20 protein-coding genes are annotated in these 20,477 nt (G+C 64.0%); 11 read left to right on the top strand and 9 right to left on the bottom strand.

All coding sequences use genetic code 11. The annotated features are described in order from the left end of the window. Positions 1 to 123 precede the first annotated feature (123 nt). The 5 genes from R3175_RS09915 to phoR all read left to right on the top strand — a co-directional run bounded on the left by R3175_RS09915 (position 124) and on the right by phoR (position 4,422). Entirely contained in the window at positions 124 to 681 is a 558-nt protein-coding gene (locus R3175_RS09915) for a hypoxanthine-guanine phosphoribosyltransferase (RefSeq protein ID WP_318944112.1), read from the top strand. Next, positions 662 to 1,240 carry a chorismate--pyruvate lyase family protein gene (locus R3175_RS09910; protein WP_318944111.1) on the top strand — a complete coding sequence of 193 codons (579 nt, stop codon included), beginning with the start codon at positions 662 to 664 and terminating at the stop codon, positions 1,238 to 1,240. Before R3175_RS09915 ends, R3175_RS09910 begins: the two co-directional genes overlap by 20 nt. A gap of 67 nt (positions 1,241 to 1,307) precedes the next feature. After that, a complete protein-coding gene (gene ubiA, locus R3175_RS09905; RefSeq protein WP_318944110.1) occupies positions 1,308 to 2,192 on the top strand; it encodes a 4-hydroxybenzoate octaprenyltransferase in 885 nt (294 codons plus the stop codon). A 116-nt stretch (positions 2,193 to 2,308) separates the two neighbouring features. Further along, positions 2,309 to 3,001, top strand: coding sequence for a phosphate regulon transcriptional regulator PhoB (gene phoB / locus R3175_RS09900; RefSeq protein WP_318944109.1), 693 nt, complete (start codon positions 2,309 to 2,311; stop codon positions 2,999 to 3,001). Positions 3,002 to 3,099: 98 nt separating this feature from the next. Beyond that, positions 3,100 to 4,422 (top strand): phosphate regulon sensor histidine kinase PhoR, encoded by a 1,323-nt coding sequence (gene phoR, locus R3175_RS09895; protein ID WP_318944108.1) that lies wholly within the window; start codon positions 3,100 to 3,102, stop codon positions 4,420 to 4,422. Positions 4,423 to 4,440: 18 nt separating this feature from the next. On the opposite strand, the gene R3175_RS09890 is transcribed toward phoR, so the two are convergent. Beyond that, positions 4,441 to 5,316: a response regulator gene (locus tag R3175_RS09890; protein WP_318944107.1), complete on the bottom strand. Its 876-nt coding sequence runs from the start codon at positions 5,314 to 5,316 to the stop codon at positions 4,441 to 4,443. A 276-nt stretch (positions 5,317 to 5,592) separates the two neighbouring features. Between R3175_RS09890 and R3175_RS09885 the strand changes: the two genes are divergently transcribed. Genes R3175_RS09885 through R3175_RS09875 form a run of 3 tightly spaced genes read left to right on the top strand, consistent with a single transcriptional unit; the run spans position 5,593 to position 8,542 of the window. Continuing rightward, positions 5,593 to 6,822, top strand: coding sequence for a lytic murein transglycosylase (locus tag R3175_RS09885; protein ID WP_413231754.1), 1,230 nt, complete (start codon positions 5,593 to 5,595; stop codon positions 6,820 to 6,822). Next, a complete protein-coding gene (locus R3175_RS09880) occupies positions 6,810 to 7,841 on the top strand; it encodes a metal-dependent hydrolase (RefSeq protein WP_318944106.1) in 1,032 nt (343 codons plus the stop codon). The genes R3175_RS09885 and R3175_RS09880 overlap by 13 nt, the downstream gene beginning before the upstream one ends. Positions 7,842 to 7,843: 2 nt before the next feature. Continuing rightward, entirely contained in the window at positions 7,844 to 8,542 is a 699-nt protein-coding gene (locus R3175_RS09875; protein WP_318944105.1) for a pseudouridine synthase, read from the top strand. A gap of 3 nt (positions 8,543 to 8,545) precedes the next feature. On the opposite strand, the gene R3175_RS09870 is transcribed toward R3175_RS09875, so the two are convergent. Both R3175_RS09870 and pbpG read right to left on the bottom strand, forming a co-directional pair. Next, positions 8,546 to 9,025 carry an asparaginase domain-containing protein gene (locus R3175_RS09870; RefSeq protein ID WP_318944104.1) on the bottom strand — a complete coding sequence of 160 codons (480 nt, stop codon included), beginning with the start codon at positions 9,023 to 9,025 and terminating at the stop codon, positions 8,546 to 8,548. A 20-nt stretch (positions 9,026 to 9,045) separates the two neighbouring features. Next, on the bottom strand, positions 9,046 to 9,939 hold the full coding sequence (gene pbpG / locus R3175_RS09865; protein WP_318944103.1) for a D-alanyl-D-alanine endopeptidase: 894 nt from the start codon (positions 9,937 to 9,939) through the stop codon (positions 9,046 to 9,048). Positions 9,940 to 10,240: 301 nt separating this feature from the next. On the opposite strand from pbpG, the gene R3175_RS09860 reads away from it, so the two are divergent. Continuing rightward, the gene (locus R3175_RS09860; protein ID WP_318944102.1) at positions 10,241 to 12,838 is read left to right on the top strand and encodes an EAL domain-containing protein; all 2,598 of its coding nucleotides are present in this window, start codon (positions 10,241 to 10,243) and stop codon (positions 12,836 to 12,838) included. On the opposite strand, the gene R3175_RS09855 is transcribed toward R3175_RS09860, so the two are convergent. The 3 genes from R3175_RS09855 to R3175_RS09845 all read right to left on the bottom strand — a co-directional run bounded on the left by R3175_RS09855 (position 12,810) and on the right by R3175_RS09845 (position 16,227). After that, positions 12,810 to 14,348: an NAD(P)/FAD-dependent oxidoreductase gene (locus tag R3175_RS09855; protein ID WP_318944101.1), complete on the bottom strand. Its 1,539-nt coding sequence runs from the start codon at positions 14,346 to 14,348 to the stop codon at positions 12,810 to 12,812. The two genes, R3175_RS09860 and R3175_RS09855, sit on opposite strands and share 29 nt — an antisense overlap. An 86-nt stretch (positions 14,349 to 14,434) precedes the next feature. Beyond that, positions 14,435 to 15,361 carry a ferritin-like domain-containing protein gene (locus R3175_RS09850; protein WP_318944100.1) on the bottom strand — a complete coding sequence of 309 codons (927 nt, stop codon included), beginning with the start codon at positions 15,359 to 15,361 and terminating at the stop codon, positions 14,435 to 14,437. 23 nt (positions 15,362 to 15,384) lie between these two features. After that, entirely contained in the window at positions 15,385 to 16,227 is an 843-nt protein-coding gene (locus R3175_RS09845; RefSeq protein WP_318944099.1) for an SDR family NAD(P)-dependent oxidoreductase, read from the bottom strand. 81 nt (positions 16,228 to 16,308) lie between these two features. On the opposite strand from R3175_RS09845, the gene R3175_RS09840 reads away from it, so the two are divergent. Then, positions 16,309 to 16,941 (top strand): TetR/AcrR family transcriptional regulator, encoded by a 633-nt coding sequence (locus R3175_RS09840; protein ID WP_318944098.1) that lies wholly within the window; start codon positions 16,309 to 16,311, stop codon positions 16,939 to 16,941. 53 nt (positions 16,942 to 16,994) lie between these two features. Here R3175_RS09840 and R3175_RS09835 read toward each other — a convergent pair whose 3' ends face one another. From R3175_RS09835 to ald, 3 genes are all read right to left on the bottom strand, one after another. Continuing rightward, positions 16,995 to 17,603: a Yip1 family protein gene (locus R3175_RS09835; protein WP_318944097.1), complete on the bottom strand. Its 609-nt coding sequence runs from the start codon at positions 17,601 to 17,603 to the stop codon at positions 16,995 to 16,997. Between the two features lie 82 nt (positions 17,604 to 17,685). Continuing rightward, on the bottom strand, positions 17,686 to 18,258 hold the full coding sequence (locus R3175_RS09830) for a glutathione S-transferase family protein (protein ID WP_318944096.1): 573 nt from the start codon (positions 18,256 to 18,258) through the stop codon (positions 17,686 to 17,688). Positions 18,259 to 18,290: 32 nt separating this feature from the next. Continuing rightward, positions 18,291 to 19,412 carry an alanine dehydrogenase gene (ald, locus tag R3175_RS09825; RefSeq protein WP_318944095.1) on the bottom strand — a complete coding sequence of 374 codons (1,122 nt, stop codon included), beginning with the start codon at positions 19,410 to 19,412 and terminating at the stop codon, positions 18,291 to 18,293. Positions 19,413 to 19,631: 219 nt separating this feature from the next. On the opposite strand from ald, the gene R3175_RS09820 reads away from it, so the two are divergent. Further along, a complete protein-coding gene (locus tag R3175_RS09820) occupies positions 19,632 to 20,429 on the top strand; it encodes a dienelactone hydrolase family protein (protein ID WP_318944094.1) in 798 nt (265 codons plus the stop codon). Positions 20,430 to 20,477: the final 48 nt, after the last annotated feature.

Below are 20,477 nucleotides of genomic sequence, written 5' to 3'. Positions count from 1 at the left end.
TCGTTGTTTCTGCCAATAGCGACATCTACCCATGGCCGACAGCGCTTCGCTGGCCCTGACAAGGCTCCCTTACCGGCACGGGCTTCGGTATAATGCGGCGTTTTACGACAGGATCCGACCACTATGACCGATACCGTCGCCGAAATGAACCAGGTGCTCGCCGAGGCGGATTGCCTGGTCCCGGAGCCGCAGGTGCATGCCGCCATCGACCGCATGGCCAACGCCATCACTGCCCGCCTGAAGGACCGCAATCCGCTGCTGTTCTGTGTGATGAACGGCGGCCTGATCCTGACCGGACAACTCCTGCCCCGCCTGCCCTTTCCGGTCCAGGCGGAATACCTGCACGCCACCCGCTACCGCCAGGAGACCACCGGCGGCATCCTGGAGTGGAAGCTGCGGCCGGAACAGGAACTGAAGGACCGGACGGTGCTGATAGTCGACGACATCCTCGACGAAGGGACCACCCTCGATGCCATCGCCGACTTCTGCCAGGCCCATGGCGCGGCCGAGGTGCTGACCGCGGTGCTGGTGGACAAACAGCACGACCGCAAGGCCCGCCCCGGCCTGAAGGCGGATTTCACCGGACTGGAGGTGGAAGACCGCTTCCTGTTCGGCTTCGGCATGGACTACAAAGGCTACTGGCGCAACGCTCCGGGGATCTATGCCGTTAAGGGACTTTGACGTCGCCACGACGGTGAGTCCGCCCTGCATCCCCCCCACCGCCTGGTATCGCTCGCGGGTGGCGGCGGGCCTGAGCGCTCACGACACCAGTCCGGCGGCCCGCTATTGGCTGCAACTGGAAGGCTCGCTGACCCGGGCCTTGCAATTGCGTTGCCGCCACCGGTTCCACGTCGAGATCAGCCAGGAGGGCTTCGCCCGCCCGACCCTGGAGGAAGCCCGCACCCTGGGCATCCCGCTACGGCAGGTGGCCTGGATCCGTGAAGTGCGGCTGTGCGGCGATGGCGTGCCCTGGGTACTTGCCCGCACGGTGATTCCCCGCAGCACCCTCGAGGGCGCCGGCCGACGCCTGCGCCACCTGGGCCGCAAGCCGTTGGGCGCCTTTCTGTTCAGCGACCCCCGCTGGCAGAGGGGACCACTGGAAGTCGGGCGCTGCCAGTGCCGCCGTGCCGGCCTGCCAATGCTGGCCCGGCGTTCCCGCTTTGCGACCCGCAACGGCGGCGGGTTACTGGTGGGGGAATATTTCCTGCCCGCCCTGCTGGAACAGGGAGTCACCCCTTAAATTCGCCGGCGCCGACGGGCTATAATCGGGCAACTCTCAGCCGACCTCGATTAAAGGATCCGTCGTCATGCCCCCGGCTTTCGCTTCCCCCGAACTGCAGACCCGCCTGAGCGACTACGCCCGCCTGCTGCGGCTGGACCGCCCCATTGGCAGCCTGCTGTTGCTGTGGCCGACCTACTGGGCGCTGTGGCTGGCCGCCGACGGTTTTCCCAGTCTGGCCAACCTGGTGATCTTCACCCTCGGGGTATTCCTGATGCGGGCCGCCGGTTGTGCCATCAACGATTTCGCCGATCGCAAGGTCGATGGCCACGTCAAGCGCACCCAGGACCGCCCGCTGGCCGCCGGACGCATCAAGCCGGCGGAGGCGGTGGCGCTGTTTGCCGGCCTCTCCCTGACCGCGTTCCTGATGGTGGTGCTGTTCACCAATGCCCTGACCCTGTACCTGTCGTTTGGTGGCATCGTGCTGGCGTTTATCTACCCGTTCATGAAACGCTACACCCACCTGCCCCAGCTGTTCCTGGGAGCGGCGTTTTCCTGGGCGATTCCCATGGCCTGGGCGGCCGAGTCCGGCGAGATCACCCAACTGGCCTGGCTGTTGTTCACCGCCAACGTGCTGTGGACCGTGGCCTACGACACCCTCTACGCCATGGTCGACCGGGATGACGACCTCAAGATCGGCGTCAAGTCGACGGCAATTCTGTTCGGCGATGCCGATCGCGCCATCATCGCGATGCTGCAGGCCCTGGTTGTGCTGATACTGGCGATGGTGGGCCTGCAGGCAGACCTCGGCCCCTGGTTTTACCTCGGCCTGGCGGGCATGGCCGTGCTGTTCGGCTACCAGCAGTTGCTGGCCCGGGGGCGGGAGCGGGACGGCTGTTTCCGAGCTTTCCTCAACAACAACTGGGCCGGGTTTTCGGTATTCACCGGCCTGTTGCTGGATCACCTGTTCTGACAGACCGGTCATCGGGACGAACCTATCCAGCGGACACCGCAACTGTCATATACTTGTAACACTGTGAGGTTGTAATGAGGCAGCAACAATATTCCGATTGATACAGGTTGATGCTCATGTCTGGAAAAACCGTCCTGATCGTTGATGACGAGGCCCCGATCCGCGAGATGATTGCCGTGGCCCTCGAGATGGCAGACTACAACTATCTGGAGGCAGCGGATGCCCGCGAAGCGCATGCCCTGATCGTCGACAAGCAGCCGGACCTGATTCTGCTGGACTGGATGCTGCCCGGCACCAGTGGGGTGGAACTGGCCCGGCGCCTCAAGAAGGACGAAACCACCGCGGAAATCCCCATCATCATGCTCACCGCCAAGGTGGAAGAGGACAACAAGATCCAGGGCCTGGAGGTGGGGGCGGACGATTACATCACCAAACCCTTCTCCCCGCGGGAACTGGTGGCGCGCCTGAAGGCGGTGCTGCGCAGGGCCACGCCACCGGGGGTGGAATCGCCGATCGAGGTGGATGGCCTGACCCTGGATCCGGTGGGCCATCGGGTCACCACCGAGGAAGGCGCCCTTAACATGGGCCCGACCGAGTACCGCCTGCTGCAGTTCTTCATGACCCACCAGGAACGGGTCTACACCCGTTCCCAGCTGCTGGACCAGGTCTGGGGCGGCAACGTGTACGTGGAAGAACGCACCGTGGATGTACACATACGGCGGTTGCGCAAGGCCCTGGGAGACAAGTACGATCATCTGATCCAGACCGTGCGGGGCACCGGATACCGGTTTTCCACCCGGGCGGCCTAACGGCAGCATCGGCCCTGCGCCATGCCGCCGCAGTCGATCACGGGGTATGGCACACGGGGCAGCAGTACCAAGGACTCCCCCCTGACAACGGAATATTCATGCAGCATAACTGGTCGCGGTATCTGCGCCTGATTTTCGGGTTTCTGATTGCCAGTACCGGCATTGGATTGTTCTTCGGCCAGCCCCTGCTGGGCCTGCTGGCGGGGCTGGTGATTTACCTGGCCTGGACCCTGGCGCAGGCGCGCAAGCTGTACCAGTGGCTGGCCAATCCCAGCGCCAGCGACGGCGCGCCGGAAAGCCTGGGCATGTGGGGCGACATTTTCGATGGCCTGCACCGGCTGAACCAGAATCACCTGCGGACCCGCGATCGGCTGTTAGCCCAGATCAACCGGGTGCAGGAGTCCACCAACGCCATGCGCGATGGCGTCATCATGACTGATTCCCGCGGTGTGATGGAGTGGTGGAACGGCTCGGCGGAATACCTGCTGGGCTTCCAGCGCCATTCCGACCGGGGCCAGCTGATCCACAACCTGATCCGCACCCCGGCCTTCAAGAGCTATTTCGACGCCCGCGATTACCGCGAACCGCTGGAAATCACGTCGCCGGCCAAACCCCACATTCACCTGCAGATCCAGATCAGCCTGTTCGGGGACGATGACCGGCTGATCGTGGCCAAAGACGTCACCCGCCTGTTCCAGCTGGAGCAGATGCGCCGCGACTTCGTTGGCAACGTCTCCCACGAGATGCGCACGCCGTTAACGGTCATCAGCGGCTATCTGGAAACCCTGGTGGACAACGCCGACGACCTGCCGCCCCGATGGCGCCGCGCCATCGTCACCATGGCCCAGCAGGCCTCCCGGATGGAGGCCCTGATCACCGACCTGATCCTGCTGTCCAGGATCGAGACCGGCGAGCAGTCCATGGCGGACAGCGTGACCGACGTGCAGACCCTGATCACCCAGATCTGCAACGACGCCAAGGCCCTCAGCGGCGATCAACATCACGAGATCAGCCTGGAGATCGGCGAACGCCGGTTGCTGCGGGGGGATGAGAGCCAGATTCGCAGCGCTTTCTCCAACCTGATTTTCAATGCCGTGAAGTACACTCCGGCCGGGGGCGCCATCCAGGTTGCCTGGTACACCGACCGCAATGGAGCCCACCTTTCCGTCAAGGATACCGGTATCGGCATCGACCCGATCCACATTCCCCGCCTGACCGAACGCTTCTACCGGGCCGACCCCAGTCGCCACAAGGAAACCGGTGGCACCGGCCTCGGCCTGGCCATTGTCAAGCACGTACTGCTCAATCACGACGGCACCCTGGAAATCAAGAGCCGGATCGGCGAGGGCAGCGAGTTCATCTGCCATTTCCCCCGGGAACGGTTGGCCGAACGGCCGCCAGAGCGCCAGCAGGCCACCTGAACGCCGCAACCGGGCGGTTTAGTTTCGCGAACGGAACCGGGCGATAAAGCGGGAAAGGTCTTCCAGCTTGCTGGGATCTTCGTCCACGAATCGGATCACCACACTGACGAAATCGGTGTCCTGACGCTTGTCCACTGCCTGCAGTTGGTGGACATAACCATTCAGGCGAGCCATCTTGCCGTCCGCCACCTCGATGTCCACCACCGCCTGGTCCAGAATGCCCGGAAACGCCTGATCCCGCTTGGCAATGACCTTCACCTCGGTCAAATTGATGTCCTTGATGACTGAACGCAACGTGTGGTCGGCAAACCGCACCGCCGCCACGGTCAAACCGGGCCTGGCTGCCGGCGCCGCCGGTGGTGCCTGCCCCTCGGCGGGGGGAGATGGCGGGGCGGGCTTGGCCGGCGACTCGCGCTCACCCGGGTCGCGCTTCCTGGTCAGCAGAGCCGCGGATTCCTTGAACGCATCCGCCGGCCCGGTCATGGAGTGATTGCCCCCGGCCATCGCCGCTTTCAGGCGATGTCCCAATACCTTGATGATCTTGCCGCTCAAGCCCTCGGGACTGAAGGGCTTGCCCAGGTACTCGGAGACGCCTTCCTTCACCGCTTCAATGACGTGGTCCTTGTCCCCCCGGCTGGTTATCATGATGAAGGGGGTCTTACGGTATTGATCCTGCTGGCGCATCCACTGCAGCAGCTCCAGGCCGGACATTTCCGGCATCTCCCAGTCACAGAGAACCAGATCGAAGGACGTGCGGGACATCAGCAACTGGGCTCGCCGCCCGTTCGGCGCCTCACTCACCCCGATCACCGGGAAACGCTCGCGAACCGTCCGCTTCACCAGGTCCCGGACAAAGCTGGCGTCGTCCACCACCAGCGCCTTTAATGCTGCCATATCACAGTCCTTATCAGATGAGGACCGGGGCCCGGCCCCGAACCGGCGAATCGTCACCAGCCACCTTCAGTATGGTATGAAATGCCATCGGGTAACTATAATCCAATCCCCTGTCGAGAGACACGACAGTTACCAGCGCACAACAAACCGCAGAATCCGGTTACGATCCGGCTCCCTGAAGGAATTGTCACTTTCGGCCAGGAAATCCCCGTTTCAAGGGCCCGCAAACGCGTTAACATAGGCACTGATTTCAGTCACTTCGCTTTGAGGTCATTTGTGTCCAGCTCCCAGTTCCGGCAGCCCAAAGCCGCCCTTTACCGTTTTGTCACTGTGCTTGCCATACTGGCGTCACCGCTTGCCCAGGGCGCCAACCCCGAGCAGTTCCAGCAATGCGTGAGCGATCTGGAGCACAAGGCCATTGCCGAGGGCGTCTCCGAGAACGTCGCCAATACCGTTTTGGCCCAGGTGGAATACCTGGAACGGGTCATCGAACTGGACCGTCGGCAACCGGAATTCACCACCACCTTCGCCGACTACCTGAACCGCCGGGTCAATGCCCGCCGGATTCTCCAGGGCCGCCTGCTGCTGCGCCAACATCACGATTTGCTGCAACGGGTTACCCGGGAAACCGGCGTCCCGCCGGCCTACCTGCTGGCTTTCTGGGGCCTGGAAACCAACTTCGGCAGCTACTTCGGCAAGATGTCGGTGCCCAGTTCCCTCGCCACCCTGGCCTGCGACCCCCGCCGCAGCCGCTTCTTCACCAACCAGCTCATCGCGGCGCTGAAGATCATCGACGAGGGCGCCATCAGCGCCGACCAGATGGAGGGCTCCTGGGCCGGCGCCATGGGCCACGTTCAGTTCATGCCCACGGTGTTCCTGCAGCATGCGGTGGATGCCGACGGTGACGGCCGACGCAACCTGTGGAACAGCCTCCCCGACGCGTTGATGTCCGCCGGCAAGTTTCTCCAGTCCATGGGCTGGAACCCGGATTACCGCTGGGGCCGGGAAGTGTTGTTGCCAGCGGACTTCGACTACGGTCTCGCCGATGGCGGCAAACGGCCGTTGTCGGAATGGCGCGAGCTCGGCCTGACCGATGCCTTTGGCAAGCCCCTGGCCGACGCGCCGATCGATGCCGCGCTGATCGTGCCCGCCGGCCACCAGGGGCCGGCCTTCCTGGCCTACCACAATTTCAAGGTCATCATGGGCTGGAACCGGTCCGAGTTCTACGCCATTGCGGTGGGTCACCTAGCGGACCGGATCGCCGGGGCCGGCGGCTTGCAGAATCCGCCGCCGGAAGATGCACCGGCATTGTCCCGCGACACCATCAAGAGCCTGCAGCTGACCCTCAACGAGCGGGGCTATAACGCCGGCGAGCCGGATGGCATCCTCGGCCCGGGCACCCGCCGTGCCATCCGCCAGTTCCAGAGCGCGCACGAGCTGACCGCCGACGGCTACCCGGATCAGGCGCTGTTCGAAGCGTTGGGCCTGGAAACATGGACTCAGTAACCCAGGCCGCACTCGGTGCCACCCTGGGCGGAGCCATCGCCGGCAATGCCCTGGGCCGCTCTGCCCTGCTGGGGGGCGCCCTGCTGGGTACGCTGCCGGACCTGGACGTGGTGATCGATTACGGCACGGCAGTGGCCAACTTTACCCAACACCGGGGATTCAGCCATTCGCTGCTGGTGCTGACTCCGTTAAGCCTACTCCTGGCCTGGCTGTTGCACCGCTGGCGACCGGTGTTGAGCTACCGCCACTGGACGGTGTTCTGCGCCACCATCCTGCTCACCCACCCCCTGCTCGATGCCTTCACCACCTACGGCACCCAGCTGTTATGGCCGTTTGGTACGCCGGTGGCACTCACCAGCGTATTCATCATTGACCCGCTGTACACCCTCCCCCTGCTGCTTGGGGTGGCCTTCGCCCTGTGGCGACCCTGGCAGGTACGGCCGCTGGTGATGGCCCTGGTGGTATCCACCGGCTATCTGGGCTGGAGCCTGGTGGCCCAGCAGTTGGTCACCGCCCGGGTGACCCCGGTACTGGCGGAATTGGGGGCGGAGTCGGCGCCACGCCTGGTCCAGCCCATGCCGCTGTCCACCCTGCTGTGGCGCGTCACCGTACTCAACGGCGATGAACGACTGGAGCTGGTGACCGGCTTTCTCGATGGCGACGCGCCCCCCCAGGTCCAACACTACCCGAGAGCCTCCGGGCTCGCCGCCCGGTTGATGGCCTTTCCCGAAGGGGAGCGACTGGCCTGGTTCACGCGGGGGTTTCTGGATGTCCAACAGCAGGGCGACCAGCTCACCGCCACCGATATCCGCCTGGGCCTGCCCGGCGCCCACCCGTTCACCTTCGTCCTCGCCCAACAGCAGGACGGCGACTGGGCGGCCACCCCCAGCTACCGGTTGCCGAGGCCGTCGGTACCGCCGCACCTGCTCGACGCCCTCTGGCAGCGGCTGCTGGGGCGACAAGGCGAGCCCTGCCTGGCGGCGCTGGCGCCTCCCACCCTGGATCATCACTGCTCCTGACCATGCGCCTGGACCACTTTGTCGCCAAAGCGAGCGGACTGTCCCGCAAGGACGCCAAACGCGCCATCGGCCGGGGCGCGGTCTCGGTGGACGGCAGCCCCTGCCGGCAGGCCGCCAGCCAGGTCGCCCCCACTCAGACGGTGTGCCTGGATGGTCAGCCCCTGTCGCCACCCGGACCCCGCTATCTGATGCTGAACAAGCCGGTCGGGGTGGTGAGCAGCACCGGTGACGAGCCGCACCCCAGCGCGCTCAGCCTGATCCCAGCTGAGCTGCGACCGGACCTGCGCCTGGTGGGGCGGCTGGATCTGGACACCACCGGCCTGCTGTTGCTGACCAATGATGGCCAGTGGTCCCATCGGGTCACTTCACCACGGCGACGGTGCCCGAAAACCTACCGTGTCACCCTGGCCGACGCCATTGCCCCGACCGCGCTGGAGCAGCTGCGACAGGGCGTCGAGCTACGCAATGATCCCCAGCCCACGGCCCCGGCCGAGGTGATCCAGCTGGGACCGCGCTCGATCGAGCTCACCCTCGTCGAGGGCCGTTACCATCAGGTTAAACGGATGCTGGCGGCGGTGGGCAACCGGGTGGTGGGCCTGCACCGCACCCGTATTGGCGATATCCAGCTGGATCCGGCCCTGGCGCCCGGCGAGTTCCGGCCGCTGACCGAGGCAGAGGTGGGCAGTGTTGGGGGAACCTGAGGCTCAGGCGGACTCGAATCGCTGGGCTGCCCGGTTCTTGCGCACCCGACCGGCTTCAAACACCTTGCCATTCATGGCAAGGTAGATCCCCGGCGGCAACAGCTTGACCGCCGCCCAGGCGAATCCCAGGTTGAATTCGGCGTCGCTGCAGCGCATGCGCGCCGGCTGCATGGCCCCCACCAACACGACGGTCTTGCCCGAGACCGCGGCCAGTGCCTCGGCGGTGTCGGTCATGGTGTCGGTGCCATGGGTCAACAGAATGCGGCTGGCACCGCAGCGTTGTATGGCGTCACGAATCCGGGCCCGGTCACTGTCGTCAAGGTCCAGGCTGTCCTTGCGCATCAGCTCGGCCAACCGGTAATCCTCCGCCACACCGGCTTCCTGTAGCATTCCGGGCACCAGGCTCTCGGCAATGCGGAACTCGCTGTTGGCATCGAAATAGTGCTTGTCGATGGTACCGCCGGTGGTGAAGACCTGGATCATGAAGAAACCGTCCTGGGAGATTACTGTGCAGCGGGGGCGTCACCCGCTGCGGCGTACTGGGCATTCTTGCGACGTTCGTAGGCCCTGGCGGCACCGGCCACCCGCCCGAGCGCTCCGGTTTGCAGCCAGCGCTTGATTCGCCCGGCATCTCCGACGGGCGAGCGGGAGCCGAATGAATCCAGCAGTACATTGATGACCTGCCGGCCATCCACCTCGGCCATCATCACCAGACAGCGTCCCGCCTCATCCAGATAGCCGGTTTTGCTCAGGGCCACCCCCCAGCTGTCGCGGTGTACCAACACGTTGGTGTTGCCAAAGGCCAGGCTGTAACGGGGCTGGCGAAAACGGCCGGTGTAGTAGCGGGTGGTGGAGTATTCCCGAATTTGCGGGTATTCGGCCACCGCCAGGGCCAGCTTGACCAAATCGGCGGCGGTGGAGCGGTTGTCGCTGGACAGCCCGGTGGGGTCGACAAAGCGGGAGTCGTCCATGCCCAGGGCCCGGGCCTTGGCGTTCATCGCTGCCACGAAGGCCTCATAGCCACCGGGATAGTGGCGGGCCAGGGTGTAGGCGGCAAAGTTTTCCGAGGACATCAGGGCAATACGCAGCATGTCCCGACGCCGCATCTCCGAGCCCTCGCGAATGCGCGTGTAGGCGTTGGCCGCCGCCGGCAGGTGACGGGGGTAGAATTCCAGCCACTCCCCCAGGGGCTGGCCCGCTTCCAGCACCACCAGTGCCGTCATCAGTTTGGTCACCGATGCAATGGGCACAACCCGGTCGGCGTTCTTGGCCAGGATCAATTCGCCATCGTCGGCGTAGGCCACTGCAGCGTTGACCGAGGCCAGATTGGGCTTCGACTCGGGCACGCTCGCCCGGGCCAATCCCATCACCAGGCAAAACGAGACAAGGAGGGTCATTGATAGCAAACGGCGCATGGTACCAGTATCGCTCCAGACGGTGACTTTCGCCGGTGGGTTTCGCCCCAGGGCCGGACCGGGCGTCTACTATACCAGCCCGGTCCGGCCAACGAATGGCCGAACCGGGTTAAAAAATATTACGACTACGCCACATCGTGACCAACAGACCCATGAAAGGGATCTTAAAATTACGTAAAATGTACCGTAATTCAATATGTTACATAGCGTATACATTCGTTTCTCTGTGTAACCGGCAAACCCAACACCGGCCGGCTTGCACCGTACTTACTCCGGGCCAGACATGGAAACCAGTCCCCCCCACATTCAACCAGCTTACCCGCCCCTGGCCCAGACGATGGCGCTGGCGCGGACCTGGATTCCTTTGCTGCTGGTGGTGCTGGCAATCAGTTACAGCCTGCTGATGCAGGCATTGAACCAGCCAGTGCCCACCCTGGCCGCTCCGCTCGAGCTCTCCCCGGACGAGCCCCCCCGGCCCAGCCTGGAGTATGTCCTCGAGGGGGTGGATCGGCTGCTGGCGAGCGGAAACTGGCAACACGAGCGCTGGCAAACCACGCCCAACAATGGCAGTGGCATCGGTTACCTGACCGGCCCGACCACTTTCCGATTCCGGTTGGACAACCCAGACGACCGGCCTCAACACCGTCTCATCGTGGTGGCGGCACCGTTCCTCGACCACATCGCCCCGGTGGCGGTCCGGGACGGGGTAGCCGAGCGACTCCCGGTGATGGGAGACCTGTATCCGTTCAACACCCGCATCTACCAGCTGCCCCAGTGGGTCTGGCCGGTCACCCTGCCGCCCCGCAGTTCCACGGTGTATCTGTTTGAAGTGCGCAACAGCGGCCCCACCATGCTGCCGGTGTCGCTGCAAACGCCTCAGGAAGTGGTCGGTTCCAGTGCGCTGACCCTGGTCTGGAAGGCCTTCGTCGCCGGACTGCTGGGGTTTGCCCTGCTGTTCAACCTGATCATGGTCAGCATGCTGCGGCGTCCCGGGCTGGCCTGGCTCAGCGTGCTGCTGCTCGGCGTCATCCTGACCCAGCTGGTCATTGAAGGCTTTGGTCCCTGGCTGCTGTGGCCTGCGGTGCCCGCCGCCAACGCCCTGATTGGTATCAGCCTGCCCATGTGCCTGATCGCCATCTGCCAGTTCACCCACCACTTCATCGACCTGCCCCGGACCTCCTCGTGGGCGCTCAATGGGCTGTCTCTGCTGGCCTTGCTGTTGCTGGTGACCACCCCCCTGCAGATCCCCTACCTGGGTCAGGGCAGCCTGCTGGTGCTGGCCGCCTTCGCCCTGCTCTACATTCTGGCGCTGGTGGTACAGCGCCTTCGCAGCCATCTCTATGCCCGTTACTATGCCTGCGCGGTCCTCGCCCTGCTGGCGGGTGCGCTGGTCTCCTCTGTCCGCACCATTGGTTGGGTGCCGGTTAACAGCGTCACCAATTCTGCGTTCTTCCTGGGTACCAGCGCCGCCGCCCTGATCCTCACCATGGGCATCGGCCAGCAACTGCTGGAAGAGCGACGCCGACGGCTGCTGGCCTCACTGCGGGTCCGCAAGGAACGCCGGCTGCGGGCCCGGTTGAAAGCGGATTACGACCAGTTGCTGATCACCCACCGGGTGACCGGCCGGCCCAACAGGGTGGTGGTGGAGGAAACCCTGGATCAGCTGCACCGTCAGGAGGAGCCCTATCTGCTGTTTCTGATCCGGGTGGAACGGTTCCATGAGATTGAGCAGTCCCTCGGCCACCATGCCGCCGAGAACCTGCTGAACACCTATTTGGACCAGTTCGACAGCTTTCTGCGGCAACTGCTGGGCAACGCCCTGGTGCGCTTCAATCGGCAGCCGCTGGGCACCATCGACACCGTCAACCACACCTTTGCCGTCTATAGCCAGCGCCTGGCGCAGCCCCCGGAGCCGCTCTGGTCCGCGCTCACCCAGTGGCTGGAAGCGAGTTTCGTGGAGGACCGCTACGCCTTCAGTTGGGCGCCGTCGGTGGGTCTCGCCGACTCCCAGCGTCATGGCCAGACCGGTGCCGAGGTCCTGTCCTGCGCCGGCTTTGCCGCCCTCAACCAGACCCGGACCCTGACCGAGTACGATTCCGCGGTGGCCGAACAACAGTACCAGAAACAGATGCTAATGCTGGACCTGGACGGCGCCCTGGCCAATGGCGACATCTACCTGCTGTACCAGCCCAAGGTGCGCCTCGCCGACCGCCAGATCGTTGCCTTTGAGGCCCTGATCCGCTGGCGGCACCCGGAGTTTGGGCCGATCGCACCGGACCAGTGGATCCCACTGGCCGAACAGGTGGGCGCCATCCATCGGGTCACCCGCTGGACCCTGGACCGGGTATGCCAGGATTGGCACTCGTTAGCCCGGCACTACGGCAATGACCTGAGGCTGGCCATCAATATCTCGGCGCTTGACCTGACCCAGCCGAACTTCGACCAGGGCGCCCTGGCTGCGGTGGGGCGACACGGCATCGCCCCGCAGCAGCTGATCCTGGAAATCACCGAGACCTCGATGATGGCCAACACGGCCCTGGCCCAACGCATGATCCATCGGCTCAGCGAAGCCGGCTTCCAGATCGCCCTGGACGATTTCGGCACCGGCCATTCCTCACTGGGAACCCTGGCCAGCTTCGACCTGGACGAGCTGAAGATCGATCGCAGCTTCCTGCAGGACATCACCACCGACCGAACCCGGCAGCGTATCCTGCGGACCGCGCTGGAACTGGGGGAGGCCTTGCAGCTGAGGATTGTGGTGGAAGGGGTGGAAAGCGAGGAGGTGGCCAGCTGGCTCCAGCAGTTCCCGGGCCTTTACGGCCAGGGTTACTACTGGAGCCGGCCGGCCAGTGTCAGGCAGTTATCAGCGCGTAATCCCTGAGATCCAGCTCCGCCATCTGGCGGGCGTACTGGGTGGCAAACCCCGGGAACATGGTGGCGTTATAGCCATCTTCGGTGAGGTACCAGCTCTTGCAGCCGGAGTTCCAGTTGGTTTTGGCCAAACGTCGCTGGATGTCGTCGTTGTAGGTCTGCTGGGCCCGATCACGGACCGCCAGCGCCTTCAGGTTCTTCTCCAGGATGGTCTGCACCCCCTTCACGATGTAGTCGATCTGGGACTCCATGTAGACCAGGGCCGAGTTGTGGCCCGGGCCGGAGTTGGGGCCAAAGGTCAGGAACAGGTTCGGGTAACCCGCCACATTGATGCTCTTGTAGGCCTGGGCGCCGCGCTGCCAGTCCTCCGACAGCAGCCGGCCACCACTGCCCCGTACCGGGAACGGTGTGCCGGAGTTGCTGACATCGAAACCGGTGGCAAAGACGATGCAGTCGAACTGGTGCTCGATACCTTCCACCGTGCGAATACCGTTCCTGGACAGCCGCACGATGGGCCAGGTGATCAGCTTGCAGTTGGGCTGCTGCAATGCCGGGTAGTAATCGTTGGACACCAGGATGCGCTTGCAGCCGATGCGGTAGTTGGGCGTCAACTGACGCCGCAGCCACCGGTCCTTGACCTGACGCTTCAGGTGGCCACGTCCCAGACGTTCGGCCAGGCGAGTCATCGGGGAGTTCCAGATCACCGCCAGCGCCATGGACTCATGAGCGAGGTAGAGCCCCTTGCGCAGGGCGCTCTGGCTCACCGGCAGCTTGCGGAACAGGACTTTCTGCCAATTTGGGGTCTCGAAATCCGGCCTTGGCATCACCCAGGCCGGCGTACGCTGGAACACCGTCAGCTTGCCGGCCTCCTTGACCAGCTCGGGGATGATCTGGATGGCGCTGGCGCCGGTGCCGACCACCCCGACCTTCTTGCCGCGAAAGTCGTAGTCGTGATCCCAGGCGGCGCTGTGGATCTTGTGGCCCTGGTACTCCTCGATGCCCTCGATATCCGGGAAGCGGGCGTTGGACAGCGGCCCCTGGGCCATCACCGCCGCCCGGGCGCTGAAGACCTCGCCCCTGTCGGTGGTGGCGTGCCACAGCCCGTAATCGTCGTCGAAGGCCAGGTCGGTGACGTTCTGGTTGAAGCGGATGTACCGGGCCAGATCGAACTTTTCCACCATCGACCTGATGTAATCGAGGATCTCGGCACTGCCGGAAAAGCTGCGGGACCACTCGGGGTTCTGGTCGAACGAGAAGGAGTAGAGGTTCGAGGGGATATCGCAGGCCGCGCCGGGATAATTGTTATCCCGCCAGGTGCCACCCACCTCGCCGGCCCGCTCCAGGATCACGATGTTGTTGATGCCGGCCTGTTTCAGCCGGATGGCGGTGCCCAGTCCGGCAAAGCCGGCGCCGACGATCAGCACGGTACTGGGCTTGCTCTTGATGGGGGTTACCTGGGCCTCGGCCTTCGCAGCACTGGCACGCTTACCGCGCTTACGGTTGCTGGTCGCGTTGGTCATAATCACGTCTCACTGTACACGTATTACGATGCACCGGCCCTGCCCCCCTTGGCGGCGACCGATGCAGCTGTCTGTTGGGGACCGGTTCAGGCGGTCGGCTTGTAGGTCAATTCCTTGACCCAGCTCGGCACCGCCGGCAACAGCTTGCGAGGGATGTAGCCGGAGGCTTTCACCAGGGCATCCACCGGGGTGTGGTAAAAACGGTTATTGCGGTCCACCATCCAGCGGCTTTGGAACTTGATGATCTGGAACCAGGGATTGCGACGGCCATCTTCGGTGCGCCCGCCAATCTTCTCGAACTTCTGCATGCACTCGTAGAGCTTCTCTTCCGAGAGCCCCATGGCCACCACGTTGTCCCGCATCTTGTTGAGCAGCGGGAAGTAGGAGGCGATGCCCAGGATCAACCGCGGGTCCATCAACCGCGCCGCCATCTGCACCATCTTGATGTAGGTGGCGCCATGGCCCTGCATTTCCATCACCGTGAAGCCCACACCCAGGTGACGGGACTCGTCGTCGTTGATCTTCTCAAACGCCTGGTGACAGACCGGATCGTCCACGGTATCCAGCAGGAACTTGCACAGCGCGCCGTCCAGGGCGATTTCCAGCATCGGCACCACGGTGCCGAGCACGTACACCGGCATCTCGTCGCTGTAGCGGTCCAGCCACTCGATCACCAGACGCAGGTTGATGTTGGGCTCCGGCAGCTCGTCACCCTCCAGCATGCCCCAGCGCTTCATCAGGGCCATCTCGGCATTGGCGTGGCGCTGTTCCTCGGCGTGGAAATAGCTGTACAGTTCCCGCAGGGTGTCGGTGGGGGCCTTCTTGGCCATCGCGGCGAAGGCGCGGGCACCGACGTGCTCGATCCACATCAGGTCCGCCATGAACGCCTTCAGTTTCGGCCACTGCTCTTCCGTGATCAGGTCCGCGCCCGGGGCGTCCCAGTCGATGTCCGACAGGGCCCATTGGGTACTCTTTACCTTGGCGAGCATTTTATCGAGATCGATCTTAGCCATGATTTACTCCTTTGGCCTTGATTTCAGTGCAGGCGGCTGGTGCCAAAACGGCTGATCAGCCCGGCGGCGCCGGCGTAGGTGCGGGGGATCAAGCGCTTGGCGCGCCAGATCATGCGAGCGTCGAACTGGGGCATGACATAGAGGTCGCCGCGGTCGAGGGCGTTGAGGGTGTCCCGGGCCACCCGCTGGGCGGACATGCCGAGACGGCTCATCAGCCGGTCCAGCAGCTTGGAGGAGTCCCCGACGATGCGGCCGTTGGCGTTGATGTTGGTCTTGACCAGGGTCGGACACAGGGCGGTGACCGAGACCCCGGTGCCTGCCAGTTCGGCGGACAGGGTCTCGCTGAGCGCCAGGGCACCGGCCTTGGTGACGTTGTAGGGGCCCATCAGCGGGGCGGCGGAGAAACTGGCGGTGGAGGCCACGTTAATGATGCCACCCCGGCCCAACTTCCTCAGCCGCGGCGTGAACACGTGACAGCCGTGGATCACACCCCACAGGTTGATGCCCAGGGTCCACTTCCAGTCGTCGATGGAGACTTCGCCAATCGGCTGGCCACCCACGCCCACCCCGGCGTTGTTGACCACCAGGTCCACCGACGCCGGCAGCAGTTCGTCGGCCTTGGCCGCCAGCGCCTCCACCTCGGCCAGTTGGCTGACGTCACAGCGACAGGCCCAGGCCTGGCCGCCAGCCTGCTCGATCAGTTGCACGGTCTCTGTCGCGGACTCCAGATTGATGTCCGAGCACAACACCGCCCCACCACGCTGGGCGATTTCCAGGGCGAAGGCCCGACCGATGCCGCTGCCGGCGCCGGTGACCACGGCGTTGGCGGCGGTACTGGTTTTTTTCGGGGCACGAATTCCAAACATGGTGAACCTGTTTTCTTTGAGTAGTAGAATGTCAGGACCACATTAAAGCGAATGCTTGTTCGGATTCAATTCGGAAAAAATATGGCCAGAGTACCCCGACAGAAACGCGCCAAAGAAACCGTGAACGCCATTATAGAGGCCAGCTTCATCGCGATGGCCGAGCATGGCCCGGCCGCCACAACGACCCGGCAAATTGCTGATATTGCAGGCGTTGGCGTGGGGTCTCTGTACGAGTATTTCGACAACAAGGAGCAGATCTTTGAGGTGATGTCGGAACGGTTCGTGGCCGACACCATTGGCCTGATCCACCCCCTCACCCCCATCCTTGTTCGGAAACCGATTAAGGATGCCGTGCGCGAATTGCTGCAGCAGTTCCGGGATTTCCTCCAGCAAAACGACGGCCGCTACCTCAAATGCGCCCGCCACGCCATGACCCTGGGCTTTGAGGCACACATGGAACCGCTGCAGAAGGCCCTGCAGGAGTTGGTGACCCAGTACCTGATGCACCACCCGGAAACCCTGAAGATGCGCAATATTCCTACCATGAGTTACATCATGATCAACGGTGGCATCTTCGCGGTGGTCCGGCACCTGTCGGAGCCGGCGCCGCCGATCAGCTTCGACGAACTGGTGGAGGGACTGGCCACCATGGTGGGCCACTACACCGAGCGGGAAATTGCCCTGGCCAGCAGCCAGGACGTGCAGTCGGGTTGACTGGACAGGAGCGTTGTCACCACAGGCGACGACAACACTCCGGGCGGGATGGGCTAAACCTCGATGAAGGTGGGTTCGAAACCGTAGCTCCACAGCAGTACCGAACCGACGCGGGTGGACACCAGGATCACCAGGGCCACCGCCAGCAGGGCGCCCGCGTACATGATGGCCTGCTCCTTGGGAATCTGCATCACTATGGGCAAACCATCGTACAGCAGCCAGGCGCCGTAACAGGCCGCCCCCAAGAAGACCAGGGCATTGAACCAGGGCACCGGATACAGCAGCGCAAACCCCGCCAGGAACAACGGTGTGCAGGAATAGGCCGCCAGGGCAATGCCATTGGCCGCGTTGTGTTCTTCACGGGCACCGTAGGTGCGGGCCATCCAGTTGATGGCGTAACCCAGGGCAAAGACCCCCACCAGCATGGCCAGGTAGGTGAGCACACTGAGTTGGATGGCGCTCATTTCGGTGAGTTTGAGCGTACGCTCCCCCACGCTCCAGCCAAAGTGGGCAGTGGAGATGTACGCACAGACCGGCCCGATCAGCGCCAGCAGCAGCACATAGGCCGCATAGACCCGGGTTGGGGTTTCATGTTCTTTTCGGATGGATGCCCACTCGTCGTCTGGGTGGGTAAACAGACCAAACGCATGACCCAATAGCATAGCCGTTTCCCTCTTGTTGTATTGCGTCTTTGGATACGCCTCGATTTCAAATTAGATCAGAAACGGCGAAAGCTCCAGCCATTCAGGCCGACCGGGGATCGGTGGCCTTGACCGCCTCCCGCTCACGATGGGTGTCCCGGAAGGCCAGCAGGGTCTCCCGGGCCTCGCCGCCGAGCAGCTCCCGGAAGTCCAGCCAGTCCACCAGGCAATACAGGCAAATGCTCGGGTAGGTCCAGCCCTCGAACTCGTGACCACGAACCATCTCGGCCAGGGCCGCCAGGGTCTTCGCCACCCGCTCCCACTGCAGGCGGTAGAACATGGCGTCCTGCTCGATGTCGAGCCCGGACCGCTTGGACAGCAGCAGGGTGACAAAGGAATCGTTGGCGGCATCGATCAGGGTGAGCTGGTTCTCCTGGTCCCAGTCCAGGGCCGGCAGGCCGAGCTTGGCGCTCAGGTCGCGGGAGATCACCCGGGAGTCATAGACCACCTGGTCGCCGTCCACCAGCATGGGGATTTTCAGCGCCGGGTTCTGCCGTCGCAGTTCGTCCCGGTCGGCGCCGTAGATGTCCAGGTTCACGAACTCGTAGTCCTGTCCCGCCAGCAGCAGGCGAATACGGCGCACATAGGGCGAGGTGGTCGATCCGATCAGTTTCATGGCCATTCCTTTGTCAATGGGTCTCAATGAGCCTACAAGCGCTTCAGCAGCGGCTCCGGCTCGGTGTACTGGTAGCCGTGGGCCTCCGCCACCTCCCGGTAGGTGACCTTGCCGTCACAGACGTTCAGACCCGCCCTCAGGTGAGGATTGGCCAGCAGGGCCGCCACCGGGCCACGATCCGCCAGGGCCACGATAAACGGCAGGGTGACATGACTCAGGGCCTGGCTGGAGGTGCGCGCCACGGCGCCCGGCATATTGGCGACACAGTAATGCACCACGCCCTCCTCCACAAAGGTGGGATCGGCGTGGGTGGTGGGGCGGGACGTCTCGACGCACCCGCCCTGGTCGATGGCAACGTCGACAATGACACTGCCATTGGCCATTTGCCGGAGCATTTCCCGGGTCACCAGCTTGGGGGCGGACGCACCGGGAATCAGCACCGCACCGATCACCAGGTCCGCCTGACTGACCGACTGCTCCAGGGCATCCCGGGTCGAGAACAGGGTGTGGACCCGGTTGCCATAGCGATGATCCAGCGCCCGCAATACCTCGATATTGCGGTCCAGCACCGTGACATCGGCCCCCATGCCCACCGCCATGGCCACCGCACTCTGGCCCACCACGCCGCCGCCAATCACCGTCACCCGCGCCGGCGGCACACCGGGCACACCGCCCAACAGCACCCCGCGTCCGCCCATGGCTTTCTCCAGGCACCAGGCACCGGCCTGCACCGACATCCGCCCGGCCACCTCGGACATCGGTGCCAACAGGGGCAAATGCCCCAGGGCATCGGTGACGGTTTCGTAGGCAATGCAGGTGGCACCGGAGGCAACCAGCTCGTCGGTCTGGACTCGGTCCGGTGCCAGGTGCAGGTAGGTGAACAGGGTGTGGTCAGGGCTCAACAGCGCGCGCTCGGCGGCCTGCGGCTCCTTGACCTTGACGATCAACTCAGCCTGCTCGAACACCTCCCGGGCCGAGGCGGCCACGGTAGCGCCGGCGGCCCCGTAGTCGGCATCCAGATAGCCGATACCGGCGCCGGCCAGGCTCTCCACCACGACCCGGTGGCCGTGACCACACAGCTCGCGGACCGCCGCGGGCGGCAGCCCGACCCGATATTCGTTGTTTTTGATTTCCTTGGGAACACCGATGATCATGCTTTCCTGCCCCCCGTCAACACCGCCACGGCTGCCCAGCTCAAGTCACCCCGTCCTTTAGTTCAGCAGATGGACGCGGATCCGACAACCGAGCGCCCCTGGGCGAGGGGGACAAGCGGTGGCCGGGGCCTGACAAGGACGCCAGAACGATTACACTGATAAGGCCCAGATTTCCCTGAAAGGCTCGTTAATCGGATTGCAACACAAGGAGGACAGACCATGCGGACAGCCACAGCCCCAGCGGCGTCCCTCGCCCTGTTACTGGTGTCAGGGGCGAGCCAGGCGGCGCTGAAGTCGGAGTCCGTCAGTTACCACGTCAACGGCCAGGAATTCACCGGCTACCTGGCGTATGATGATGCCAGCACGGCCAAGCGGCCGGGCATCCTGATCGTCCACGAATGGTGGGGGCACAACGCCTTCGCCCGCGAGCAGGCGGACAAGCTCGCCCAGGAGGGCTACACCGCCTTCGCCCTGGACATGTATGGCAGCGGCAAGCTGGCCGACCACCCCGACGAGGCCCGCGCCTTCATGCAGGAGGCCACGGCCGATGGCGATCAGTTACGGCAGCGATTCGTCACGGCCATGGAGTGGCTGCAGCGCCATCCCACCGTAGACAGCGAGCGTATTGCCGCCCAGGGCTACTGCTTTGGCGGTGCGGTGGTACTCAACATGGCGCGGCAGGGCATCGACCTGGATGGCGTGGTCAGCATCCACGGCTCCCTGGCAAGCCCGATCCAGGCCGAGCCCGGCAAGGTCAAGGCTCGGGTGCAAGTGTACACGGGGGGCGCCGACCAGATGGTGCCCCCGGATCAGGTGGCTGGCCTGGTGAAGGAGATGCAGACCGCAGGCGTCGACCTGTCCCTGACCAGCTTTCCGGGAGTTACGCATTCCTTCAGCAACCCCCGCGCCGACGCCATGGCCGACCAGTTCGACCTGCCCATCGGCTACGACCGGGCGGCCGCCGAACGCACCTGGCGTGGCACCCTGGCCTTCTACCGGGAACTGTTTGATCAGTAGACCCGGGATTCGGGCAATAAAAAAGGCAGCCAAGGCTGCCTTTTTGCT

Source organism: Marinobacter sp., from assembly GCF_033722735.1.
Lineage (GTDB): Bacteria > Pseudomonadota > Gammaproteobacteria > Pseudomonadales > Oleiphilaceae > Marinobacter.
Note: the sequence above shows the minus strand (reverse complement) of the source record. Positions and strands in the feature narration are given on the sequence as shown.